Genomic DNA, 10,673 nt, shown 5'->3' with positions numbered 1-10,673 from the left:
CCCAGCCCGGCGGCCTGCATCAAGGCCTCGGCCTCGACCCGCGCCAGCCGCTCGCGCCCCTCGCCGCGGATCGGGACGCGGCTGATCTCCAAGAGCAAGGGCGCGGCAAGGGGCGAGACGCGCGCCAGCATCCGATGCTCGCGCCGGGGCGAGCGTTCCAGCATCTCCTCGATCCGCCCGAAATCGACAAGGCCCCTGCCCGCCTCATCAGCCGTGATCCGCAGCAGCAGATGGCCGGGATCGTATTTGCGCAACGTGTCATAGAGGATGTCGCTGGAGAACGTCGCCTGCCGCCCCGACTTGCGTTGGCCCGGCATATTGCGCTGGATCAGCCCGGCGACGGTCGCGACATTGCGGAAGGTCCGCTTCATCACCGCGTTCTCGGCCAGCCAGTCGCCAAGCCCGGCGCGCAACCGCACGGCGTCAAGCAGCCGATCGGGCGCCGTCACGGGATCGACGGACCAGATCAGCAGCGCATAATCGGTCATCAGGAAGCCAAGCGGCCCCAAGCCCTCCTCCTCCATCTCGCGCGTCAGCAAAAGGCCCAGCGTCTGCAGGGCATTCCGCCCGGCAAAGCCGTAAATCGCGCAATGCCACAGTCCGGCATGGGGAAAGCTCTCGGACAGCAGTAGCCCCGGCTCGGGCAGGCGCGAGACCTCGGCCTGAAGCGCCAGCCAGTCCTGCGTGTCGGGCGGCAGGACGACATGGCGCGCGGGATCGCCGATCAGCGCCAGCACCCGATGGGCAAGCTGCGTCGACATGGCCAGCTTGACCCCGGAATAAACCGCGATCTTCGGCTGCTGCGAGGGGGCGGGCGTCACCTCGATCACCATTTCGCGCATTGCGTCCATGCGAACCACCTTGCCGCCGATCAGGAAACTGTCACCGGGAACGAGGCTGGCGGCGAAATCCTCCTCGACCTCGCCCAGAGGGACGCCGCCACGCCCGCGCAGGCGGACCTTGACCATCTCGTTCTCGACGATGGTGCCGATATTCATCCGCAAGAGCCGCGCCGCCCGCGGGTCGCGCAACTGCCAGCGCCCGTCCCGCAGCATCAGCCGTTGCCAGCGGTCATAGGCGCGCAGCGCATAGCCCCCGGTCGCCGCGAAATCGAGGCAGGCGTCGAAATCCACGCGCGAAAGGCCGCGATAGGGGCCGGCGGTCCGAACCTCGGCATAAAGCGCATCAGCCTCGAAAGGCGCGGTGCAGGCGGTCAGCAGGATATGCTGGCAAAGCACGTCCAGCGGCCCCGGCCCGCGCGGCGCGCCGTCCAGATCGCCCTGCTGCACCGCCTCCAGCGCCGCCACGCATTCGATCTGCTCGAAGCGGTTCGCAGGTACGATCCGCGCCATCGAGGGCGCGTTGTAGCGATGGTTGGCCCGCCCGATCCGCTGCACCAGACGCTTGACGTTCTTCGGCGCGCCGACCTGGATCACCAGATCGACCGCCCCCCAGTCGATCCCCAGGTCGAGGCTGCCGGTCGCGACCACCGCCCGCAACTCACCCGCCGCCATCGCCGCCTCGACCCGTGCCCGCTGCTCGCGCGCGAGGCTGCCGTGATGCAGCCCGATCGGCAGGTTCTCCTCATTCGCGGCCCAGAGCGCCTGAAAGAACAGCTCGGCCTGGGCGCGGGTATTGATGAAGATGATCGTGGTGCGGGCCTGCCGCACCGCTTGAAGAACCTCGGGAATGGCGTAGTGCCCCCCACCCCCCGCCCATGGCGCGGGCTCCTCGGTCGCGAGCATGGCAATATCCGGGTCGGGACCGGGATCGGCCTCAAGGATCGCGACAGGGGCGGCACCCGCCATGAAGCTCGCCAGCGCCGCCGGATCCTCGACCGTGGCCGAAAGCCCCGTCACGCGCAGCCCCGGCGCCAGCGCGCGCAGCCGCGCCAGCCCAAGCATCAGCTGGTCGCCCCGCTTGCTTTCCGCCAGCGCATGCAATTCGTCCAGCACCACCCGCCGGACCCCGCCAAAGATCACCGGCGCCTCGGGATAGCTCAGCATCAGGGCAAGGCTCTCAGGCGTGGTCAGCAGGATCTCGGGCGGGTCGACGCGCTGGCGGCGGCGCTGCGTCGCGCCGGTATCGCCGGTCCGATCCTCGACACGGATGCCCAGCCCCAGTTCCGCCACCGGCCGCGCCAGATTGCGCCCGATATCCGCCGTCAGCGCCTTCAGGGGCGAGACATAAAGCGTATGAAGCCCGCCCTTCGCATCTTCTCTGTTCCCCAAATACTCATCCCGCACCCGCGCCAACTCCACCAGCGAGGGCAGGAAGCCCGCCAGCGTCTTGCCGCCGCCTGTAGGCGCGATCAGCAGGCTGTCGCCCTCGGCCTCCAACAGGGCCAGCTGATGGGGATGCGGCTCCCAGCCCTGCCGGGCGAACCAGTCCTGAAAAGCGGGCGGCAGCTTCACAGCATCGCCTCCAGCGCCGAGAGGTGGTCGGCCTCTGCTGCGGGTTTGTCCCAGCGGATGCGGCTGATGCGGGGAAAGCGCATCGCGACGCCCGAGCGGTGGCGGCTCGACCGGTTCAGCCCCTCGAAGGCGACCTCGACGACCAGCTTCGGCTCCAGCGCGCGGACCGGGCCGAAGCGTTCGGTCGTATGCTGGCGCACGAAGCGGTCAAGCTCGCGCAGCTCCGCATCGGTGAAGCCGAAATAGGCCTTGCCGACCGGCACCAGCTCCTCGCCCCGCCACAGGCCGAAGGTGAAGTCCGAATGAAAGCCCGAACGCTTGCCATGCCCGCGCTGCGCATAGATCAGCACCGCATCGACCACCATCGGATCGCGCTTCCACTTGAACCACGGCCCGCGCGGGCGGCCCGAGACATAGGCGCTGTCGCGGCGCTTGATCATCACGCCCTCGATCACGCTGGCGGGCGGGTCGGCGCGGAGCGCGGCCAGATCCTCCCATGTCGCGAATTCCAGCAGCGGCGAGACATCGACACGCGGCGAAGCGAAGGCCGCCCTCTCCAGCACGGCGCGGCGGGTTATCAGCGGCTCGGCGCGCAGATCCCGCCCCTCCCAGATCAGCAGATCGTAAAGCCGCAACCCGGCCGGGTGGCTCGACAGCAGCGACTTGCCGACGGTCTTGCGGTTCAGCCGCTTCTGCAACTCTCCGAACGGGGCGATGCCCTCGTCGCGGCGGACCAGCAATTCGCCATCGGCGGTGCCGTCGAAATCCATCGCCTCGATCACGTCGGGGAAGCTCTGCGAGATGTCCTCGCCCGTCCGCGAATAAAGCCTGCGCACCCCGCCATCGCTGACCGCCTGCACACGGATCCCGTCCCATTTCCATTCCGCGACATATTCGGACGGATCGAGGGCGCCGAGCTCGCCCAGATCGGTCGCGGTCGACAGCATGACCGGGCGGAACGGTGCCAGCGCCGCGCTTTCGGGAACCACCCCTCCGCCGATCCAGTCGAAAAGCGGCGCATAGGGCGGCGTCAAGCCGTGCCACACCTCCTCCATCTGCTGGACGGTCGGCGCGCCCATCCCGGCCAGCGCCATCCGCGCCATGCGGGCCGACAGCCCGACGCGCAGATTGCCGGTCGCGAGCTTCAGGAAGGCCAGCCGCTCGGACGGACCAAGCCGGTCGAGCATTCCGGCAATGGCGGCGGGCAGCCCCGCCTTGCCGGTGGACTGCAAAAGCGCCACCGCCTCGGACAGCGAGGGGTCGTCCTCGGCCCCGCCGGGCCAGATCAGGGCGATGGTCTCGGCCAGATCGCCGACGAAATCATAGCTCAGCGCGAAAAGCTGGTCGTCCACCCGCTCGGCCGCGAGGCCGCGCAGCAGCGAGGGCGTGACGGCCCGCAATTCCAGATCCCCGGTCATCGCGGCCAGCGCCCAGCCCCGGTCGGGATCCGGCGTGCGCTCCAGATAATGCTGCAAAAGCCGCAGCTTGGCATTGCGCGCCGGCGTGAAGGCAAGACGTTCGAGCAGCGTGGCAAAGGCTTTCATTCGGCCTCGTCCTCGTAACCGACCAGCCGCAGCGGGCGGGCCGGGATCTGCGCCAACTCGCACCAGCGGATCACGCCGTCCTCGGTCCCATGCGTGACCCAGACCTCCGAGGGTTGAAGCTCGGTCAGCGTCCCGGTCAGCATCGGCCAGTCGACATGGTCGCTGATCACCAAGGGCAGTTCGGCGCCGCGCTGCCGGGCACGGGCGCGGACCGCCATCCAGCCCGAGGCAAAGCCGGTCACCGGGTCACGGAAGCGCTGCACCCACGGGCTGGCGAAGGCCGAGGGCGGGGCGATCACGATCTGAGCGGGAACCTCGTCGGCGGTGGCCGGGACCAGCACGCCCAGATCGACGCCCGCCCGCATGTAATAGTCGCACATCGCCTGCAGCGCGCCATGGATGGCGATGGGGGCGTCATAGCCCGCCTCGCGCAGCAGCGCGATGACATGCTGGGCCTTGCCAAGCGCATAAGCCCCGATCAGATGCGGTCGATCGGGAAACCCGGCCATGCTGGCCAGCAGGCGCGCGATCTCGGCCGCCGGGTCGGGAAAGCGAAAGACCGGCAGGCCAAAGGTCGCCTCGGTCACGAAGACATCGCAGGCCACCGGCTCGAACCCGGCGCAGGTGGGGTTCGGGTGGCGCGAATAGTCGCCCGAGACCACGATCCGCGGCCCCTTCGCCGCAGTGACCGCGATCTGCGAGGAGCCGAGCACATGCCCCGCCGGATGGAAGCTGACCGAGACATCGCCGATCCGCACCTCACCCTCGGCCACCTGCGTCTCGCGCGCGAAATCGTCGCCCATGCGCAGGCGCATGATCTCCAGCGTCTCGCGCGTGGCCATGACCGCACCATGACCAAAGCGGGCATGGTCGCTGTGACCATGGGTGATCAGCGCCCGCGCGACCGGCCGCAGCGGGTCGATATGGAAATCGCCCGCGGGGCAATAGAGCCCGGCCTTGGTCGGAAACAGGATGGAATCGGCGCGCATCTCTCCAAGGTGTAGAACATTTCGTGAAAATCAACCCGGACCGGTGGCCGGTCCTTGCGTCAACGCCCGTCCCGCGCGCCGGATCCCTGACCCGACTGCCCAAGGCCCGCCTTCCGACCCCCGACATATTCGCGCAGCATCGCCACGCGCCGGGGGCGGAAACTGGCACCGGACAGCCGCATCGACTGGATGCGGTCGATATGGAACACCCGGAAATCCTGCCGCAACCGGCAATGCGCCAGGAGCATCATGTTGCTGTCGCTATAGGACAGGCCCAGCGGCCAGATTTCACGCGTGGTGGCGCGGTCCTGAAGGTCGAGATAGTCCATGATCAGGCCCTGCTCGTCCCAGAGCGCCTGGCGCAGCATGTCCATGTCGATCCGTAGCAGCGGCGGATGCCGGGTTTCGCGAAACAGCCGCATCGTCGCGTGCATGGCGTGGCGGCCCTGCGATTGCGGCAGGGTGGCGATGATGCGCGCCATCGCATCCTCGCCCGCCCGGACCAGCGCCTTGTCCCCCAGCGAGGCGAGGCCCGAGACCGCCAGAAGCAGCGCCTCGATCTCGAGCCGCGAGAAGCTTTGCGGCGGCAGGGCCGGATCCTCGGTCAGGGTATAGCCCAGCCCGGCCTCGCCATCGATCAGCGCCCCGCCGGCGCGCAGGGTGGCGATGTCGCGATAAAGCTGGCGGGGCGAGACGCCGGTTTCCGTGGCCAGCCGCCCCGCCGTCACCGGGGCAGGCAGGCGTCGCAGCGCGTCCATCAGGCGCATCAGGCGATCGGTGCGGGACATGCTGTCACCTTCTGTCAGCAGGGCAGGCGCATCCTGCCCCGATCAGAACAGGAGGCCAAGATGCTGACACTTTACCATGCCCCGCAAAGCCGCTCGGAAACCATCCTCACGCTGCTGGCGGAAATGGATCTGCTGGACAAGGTGCGGGTCGAGACCGTGACGATCCCGCGCCGCGACGGATCGGGCGGGCGCGATCCCGCGAACCCCCACCCCGAGGGCAAGGTGCCCTATCTGGTCAATGGCGACGACCATGTGCGCGAGCGGGGCGCGATCATCACCTATCTGACCGACATGTTCCCCGAGGCGGGGATGGGGCCTCTGCCCGGCGATCCGAAGCGCGGCGAATACCTTGGCTGGCTTTTCTGGTATCAGGGCGTGCTGGAGCCAGTGGTGATCCTCCGGTTCACCGAAATGAACCATCCGGCGCTGATGGCGACCTTCCGCGACTATGACACGGCGATCGGCGAACTCGACGCGGTGCTGTCACGCCAGCCCTATCTGCTGGGCGAGGATTTCTCGGCTGCCGATCTGCTGGTCGCCGCCCCGTTCATCTTTTTCGCGGACCAGATGCCCGCCACGCCAGCGATCACCGAATGGGTCGGGCGGATTCAGTCCCGCCCCTCGGCCACGCGGGCGGAGGCCGCGGGCGGCTGAGGCGTGCCCGCGCCCGGTATCCGGGCAAGCTGCACCATCAGGATGCCTCCGGCGACGATCAGCGCCCCGATCACGTCCGAGGCGCCGAATCTTTCGCCCAGCAGCAGCGCGGCGGTGGCCACGCCGAAGATCGGTGACAGGAAATGAAAGGTCGCGGCCCGGACGGCGCCGATGCGGTTGACCAGCAGGAACCACAGCCAGGTCGCACCGATACCCGGTGCCAGCACGGTATAAAGGAAGGCCCAGACCAACCGGCCGCTCCATTCCACGGGGCGGCCCCATTCCAGCACCAAGGCCGGGATCAGCAGGGTCAGCGCGCCGACCGCCATCTGCAGGCCCACGATGGTCATCATGTTCCGGCTGCCGCCCGCGCCGCGCGCCGCCAGCGTCGCCATGGTCAGCGCGACCACCCCGACAAGGCAGAGGAGCGTCCCGGGAATGTTCAGCCCGTGCTGCAACCTGACGCCCATGATCAACGCCACGCCCACGACGCCGGCAACCAGCCCGAGGATCGCGGCGGGGCGCAGCTTCTCGGAATAGAACAGCCAGCCGAAGAAGGCGACGATCAGCGGCATCATCGAGGCGATGATCGCGGCGGCCGAAGCCTCGACATGCTGCATCGCGATCCAGTTCAGCCCGAGGTAAAGCGCGTTCTGGCAGATGCCGAAGATGACGACCGTGCGCCATTCCGCGCGGCTCAGTCTGAAGTTCTGGCCCATCGCCAGCGCCAGCGGCAGGGCCACCACGGCCGAGAGGGCAAAGCGGATCACCAGCGCCGTCAGCGGCGGTGCAGCGGTCACGATCATCCGCGTCGTCGTGAAGGCCGAGGCCCACATCAGCGCGAAGCCCAACCCCATCAGGACCGCCTTGATGTCCATGCGCCGGTCCCTCCTTCAACCCTGCCATACTTGGCTAGCAGATGAAGTGGCGGGCGCAAGGCCAAAGGCGGACGCGCGCCCACCCCTGAAACGCGAAGGACCGCGCAGGTGATGCGCGGCCCCTCACTTTGCGATCAGCCCGAGATCAGGCGTTCACGCTGTCCTTCAGCGCCTTCGCGATGGTGACCTTGACCACCTTGTCGGCGGGCTTCGTCATCATTTCCTGGGTCTGCGGGTTGCGGACCTGACGCTCGGGGCGGGCGCGGCAAGCCACCTTGCCGATGCCCGGCAGGGTCACGGCACCGCCGTCGGCGACGGTTTTCGACACGACGGCCGAAAGCGCGTCCAGCGCCGCAGCAGCGGTTTTCTTGTCGCTGCCCATTTCTTCGGCGAGCGTGGCCACCAGCTGGGTTTTGGTCATCGGTTTAGAAGCGGCCATAGCCATTGTCTGTCTCCTCGTTGTTTCCCGTTCGGGAAATTTTCGGACGCCACCTTGGCGGCATGAAGGGCGCTACACAAGCTTTTTGCGAAAGGTGCAAGCCATTTTTGGCCTTTTCTATCAGCAAACGCAGCGAAACGCACGTCATCTGGACCCTTCAGAGAAAGGCCGTCTCGTTGAACGAGCGCAATTTGCGGGAATGGATGCGTTCCAGCGGCGTAGCGCGCAGCTTTTCCATCGCACGGATTCCGATCAGCAGGTGACTCGCCACCTGCGTGCGATAGAAGTCCGTCGCCATGCCCGGCAGCTTCAACTCGCCATGCAGCGGCTTGTCCGAGACGCAGAGAAGCGTCCCATAGGGCACGCGGAAGCGGAAGCCGTTCGCCGCGATGGTTCCGCTTTCCATGTCGAGCGCCACGGCGCGGGATTGCGAAAGCCGCTGGATCGGGCCGGACTGGTCGCGCAACTCCCAGTTGCGGTTGTCGATGGTCGCTACCGTGCCGGTGCGCATGATCCCCTTCAGCTCATAGCCCTCAAGCTGGGTGACTTCGGCCACGGCCTCCTGCAGAGCCACCTGCACCTCGGCCAGCGCGGGAATCGGAACCCAGACCGGCAGGTCGTCGTCAAGGACGTGATCCTCGCGCAGATAGGCATGGGCCAGGACGAAATCGCCAAGGCTCTGCGAGTTGCGCAGGCCCGCGCAATGGCCGACCATCAGCCAGGCATGGGGCCGCAGCACCGCGATATGGTCGGTCGCCGTCTTCGCGTTCGAGGGGCCGACGCCGATATTGACCAGCGTGATCCCGTCCCCGTCCGGGCGCTTGAGGTGATAGGCCGGCATCTGCGGGGTCTTGGCGCCGGTGGCCAGAATATCCTCGGGCCGCTCGAGGGTCTGGTTTCCGGGCCCGACAAATTCGGTATAGCCCGACTCGGGGTTGCCAAGCGCGCGGCGGGCGAAGGCCTCGAACTCGTCCACATAGAACTGGTAATTGGTGAACATGACGAAATTCTGGAAATGCTCGGGCAGGGTCGCGGTGTAATGCGCCAGCCGCGCCAGCGAATAATCCACCCGCTGGGCCGTAAAGGGCGCAAGCGGCTGGCTGCCATCCGGGTTCGGACCGGAGGTGCCGTTGACGATGTCGTCGTTCATCGTGTTGAGGTCCGGCACGTCGAACACGTCGCGCAGCGAGAAGTGGAGCACCCCCTCCTGCGGGACGTTCAGGTCGCTTTGCGTCGCCACCGCGAAATGGACGGGCATGGGCGTTTCGCTGTCGCCCACCGTGACCGAGATCTCGTGGTTCTTCATCAGCAGGCTGATCTGCTCGGTCAGGTAGCCGCGGAAAAGATCCGGGCGCGTCACGGTCGTCGAATAGCTGCCGGGCACCGGGACATGGCCGAAGGACAGGCGCGAATCCGTCTTGGTGTGGCTCGGCACGATCATGCGCAATTCGGGATAGAAGGCGCGATAGCGGGCAACGGGCCGACCGCCAGCCAGCGTCTTGACGAAACGGTCCAGCAGGAAATGCGAAGCCCGCTCGTAAAGCTCGATCAGGCGATCGACCGCGGCCGCGGGATCGGTGAAGGCGACACGCTGGGCTTTCTCGGGGGCTTCGACAGGCAACTGCCGATTGTCGGTCATCTCGCTGCACTCCTGCTTTTTCTGGACTGTGCCAGCGCCATGCCGCACTGGCAAGCAGCGACGGGGCACCCTATCTGCTGAGGCAAAGGAGTTACCCGGATGCAATTTTCGATACTTGATCTTGCCGTCGTGGCCGAGGGTTCCGACGCCCGCCAGGCCATCGCCAATTCCGTCTCGCTGGCCCGCGCGGCCGAGGACTGGGGCTATCACCGTTTCTGGCTGGCCGAGCATCACAACATGCCGGGCATCGCCAGCGCCGCAACCTCGGTCCTGATCGACCATGTCGCCGGGCAGACCAGCCGGATCCGGGTCGGCGCGGGTGGCGTCATGCTGCCGAACCACGCGCCGCTGGCCATTGCCGAACAGTTCGGCACGCTTGCGACCATCCACGGCGACCGGATCGACCTTGGCCTTGGGCGCGCGCCGGGCGGCGATGGCGCGGTCATGCACGCCCTGCGGCGCGGCATGTCCCGGAATGAGGATTTCCCGAACGATGTCGTCGAACTGCTGCGCTATTTCGGGCCGGCCGTGCCGGGCGCGCAGGTTGCGGCGCATCCGGGGCAGGATACCAATGTGCCGGTCTGGATCCTCGGCTCGTCGCTTTACGGCGCGAGCCTCGCCGCCGCGCTGGGGCTGCCCTATGCCTTCGCCAGCCACTTCGCCCCCGGCGACCTGGACGAGGCCGTGACACTCTATCGCGCCCGGTTCGAGCAGACGCCCTTCGGCGACACGCCCCGCTTCATGCTGGCGGTCAATGTCATCGTGGCCGATACCGATGCCGAGGCGCAGAAGCTGCGCACCAGCCAGATGATCAGCTTCGCGCGGCTGCGCCTTGGCACGCCGGGCCTGCTGCCTCCGCCGGTCGATGACATCCGCGACGCGGTTCCCGAAACCGTCATGCCGATGGTCGAGCGCGCGCTGTCGGTCAGCGCCGTCGGCGCGCCCGATACCGTCGCGGCGCAGTTGGACGACCTAATCGCCCGCTATCGGCCGGATGAGTTGATCCTCGTCGGGAATATCTACGATCAGGCGGCGCGACACCGCTCCTTCGCGCTGGCGGCGGATATCCTGCGGGCACGCGCATGAGGATGCTGGTCCTTGGCCACGGCTATTCGGCGGGCTTCCTGACCCCCCTGCTGCTGGCCGAGGGCTGGCAGGTCAGCGGGACCACACGCGGCGACACCGCCCGCGTGGCGGCCTTGGGCGCCACGCCCCTGCTCTGGCCCGGCGAGGAGACCGCGATTGCCGGGGAAATCGCCCGCGCCGATGCGATCCTGATCTCGGCCGGGCCGGAGGACGGCCGCGACCCGGCGCTCGCCGCCTTTGGC

The 10,673-nt window shown here is 67.7% G+C and carries 9 protein-coding genes and 1 pseudogene; 3 read left to right on the top strand and 7 right to left on the bottom strand.

What is annotated here, in order from left to right; translation table 11 throughout:
• The 4 genes from VNQ78_RS04380 to VNQ78_RS04365 all read right to left on the bottom strand — a co-directional run.
• A partial coding sequence (locus VNQ78_RS04380) for a ligase-associated DNA damage response DEXH box helicase (protein ID WP_325686983.1) occupies positions 1-2,414 on the bottom strand: 2,414 nt, incomplete at its 3' end.
• Positions 2,411-3,958, bottom strand: coding sequence for a cisplatin damage response ATP-dependent DNA ligase (locus tag VNQ78_RS04375; RefSeq protein ID WP_325686981.1), 1,548 nt, complete (start codon positions 3,956-3,958; stop codon positions 2,411-2,413). The genes VNQ78_RS04380 and VNQ78_RS04375, both read right to left, overlap by 4 nt.
• Positions 3,955-4,947, bottom strand: a complete 993-nt coding sequence (locus VNQ78_RS04370) for a ligase-associated DNA damage response exonuclease (RefSeq protein WP_325686979.1) — start codon at positions 4,945-4,947, stop codon at positions 3,955-3,957. The genes VNQ78_RS04375 and VNQ78_RS04370 overlap by 4 nt, the downstream gene beginning before the upstream one ends.
• Before the next feature lie 59 nt (positions 4,948-5,006).
• A complete protein-coding gene (locus VNQ78_RS04365) occupies positions 5,007-5,735 on the bottom strand; it encodes a YafY family protein (protein ID WP_325686977.1) in 729 nt (242 codons plus the stop codon).
• Positions 5,736-5,795: 60 nt separating this feature from the next.
• On the opposite strand from VNQ78_RS04365, the gene VNQ78_RS04360 reads away from it, so the two are divergent.
• Positions 5,796-6,389, top strand: coding sequence for a glutathione S-transferase family protein (locus VNQ78_RS04360; protein WP_325686975.1), 594 nt, complete (start codon positions 5,796-5,798; stop codon positions 6,387-6,389).
• Here the strand turns inward: VNQ78_RS04360 and VNQ78_RS04355 are convergent.
• The 3 genes from VNQ78_RS04355 to VNQ78_RS04345 all read right to left on the bottom strand — a co-directional run bounded on the left by VNQ78_RS04355 (position 6,344) and on the right by VNQ78_RS04345 (position 9,345).
• Positions 6,344-7,267, bottom strand: a complete 924-nt coding sequence (locus tag VNQ78_RS04355; protein WP_325686973.1) for a DMT family transporter — start codon at positions 7,265-7,267, stop codon at positions 6,344-6,346. The genes VNQ78_RS04360 and VNQ78_RS04355 overlap by 46 nt on opposite strands.
• A 145-nt stretch (positions 7,268-7,412) precedes the next feature.
• Positions 7,413-7,712 carry an HU family DNA-binding protein gene (locus VNQ78_RS04350; RefSeq protein WP_325686971.1) on the bottom strand — a complete coding sequence of 100 codons (300 nt, stop codon included), beginning with the start codon at positions 7,710-7,712 and terminating at the stop codon, positions 7,413-7,415.
• Positions 7,713-7,863: 151 nt separating this feature from the next.
• A complete protein-coding gene (locus VNQ78_RS04345) occupies positions 7,864-9,345 on the bottom strand; it encodes an AMP nucleosidase (protein ID WP_325686969.1) in 1,482 nt (493 codons plus the stop codon).
• 99 nt (positions 9,346-9,444) lie between these two features.
• Here VNQ78_RS04345 and VNQ78_RS04340 point away from each other — a divergent pair, with 99 nt between their 5' ends.
• Both VNQ78_RS04340 and VNQ78_RS04335 read left to right on the top strand, forming a co-directional pair.
• The gene (locus tag VNQ78_RS04340) at positions 9,445-10,431 is read left to right on the top strand and encodes an LLM class flavin-dependent oxidoreductase (RefSeq protein WP_325686967.1); all 987 of its coding nucleotides are present in this window, start codon (positions 9,445-9,447) and stop codon (positions 10,429-10,431) included.
• Positions 10,428-10,673, top strand: a pseudogene (locus VNQ78_RS04335) (SDR family NAD(P)-dependent oxidoreductase); the annotation flags it as partial. The gene VNQ78_RS04340 and the pseudogene VNQ78_RS04335, both read left to right, overlap by 4 nt.

The sequence above is a fragment of the Paracoccus sp. (in: a-proteobacteria) genome, from assembly GCF_035556475.1.
Lineage (GTDB): Bacteria > Pseudomonadota > Alphaproteobacteria > Rhodobacterales > Rhodobacteraceae > Paracoccus.
The sequence above is the reverse complement of the archived record's forward strand: the minus strand, read 5'-3'. Positions and strand labels throughout refer to the sequence as shown.

Coding starts and splice junctions, on each gene's coding strand:
- VNQ78_RS04375 (WP_325686981.1), bottom strand. CDS start 3,958: ATGAAAGCCTTTGCCACGCTGCTCGAACGTCTTGCCTTCACGCCGGCG.
- VNQ78_RS04360 (WP_325686975.1), top strand. CDS start 5,796: ATGCTGACACTTTACCATGCCCCGCAAAGCCGCTCGGAAACCATCCTC.
- VNQ78_RS04370 (WP_325686979.1), bottom strand. CDS start 4,947: ATGCGCGCCGATTCCATCCTGTTTCCGACCAAGGCCGGGCTCTATTGC.
- VNQ78_RS04365 (WP_325686977.1), bottom strand. CDS start 5,735: ATGTCCCGCACCGATCGCCTGATGCGCCTGATGGACGCGCTGCGACGC.
- VNQ78_RS04355 (WP_325686973.1), bottom strand. CDS start 7,267: ATGGACATCAAGGCGGTCCTGATGGGGTTGGGCTTCGCGCTGATGTGG.
- VNQ78_RS04345 (WP_325686969.1), bottom strand. CDS start 9,345: ATGACCGACAATCGGCAGTTGCCTGTCGAAGCCCCCGAGAAAGCCCAG.
- VNQ78_RS04340 (WP_325686967.1), top strand. CDS start 9,445: ATGCAATTTTCGATACTTGATCTTGCCGTCGTGGCCGAGGGTTCCGAC.
- VNQ78_RS04350 (WP_325686971.1), bottom strand. CDS start 7,712: ATGGCTATGGCCGCTTCTAAACCGATGACCAAAACCCAGCTGGTGGCC.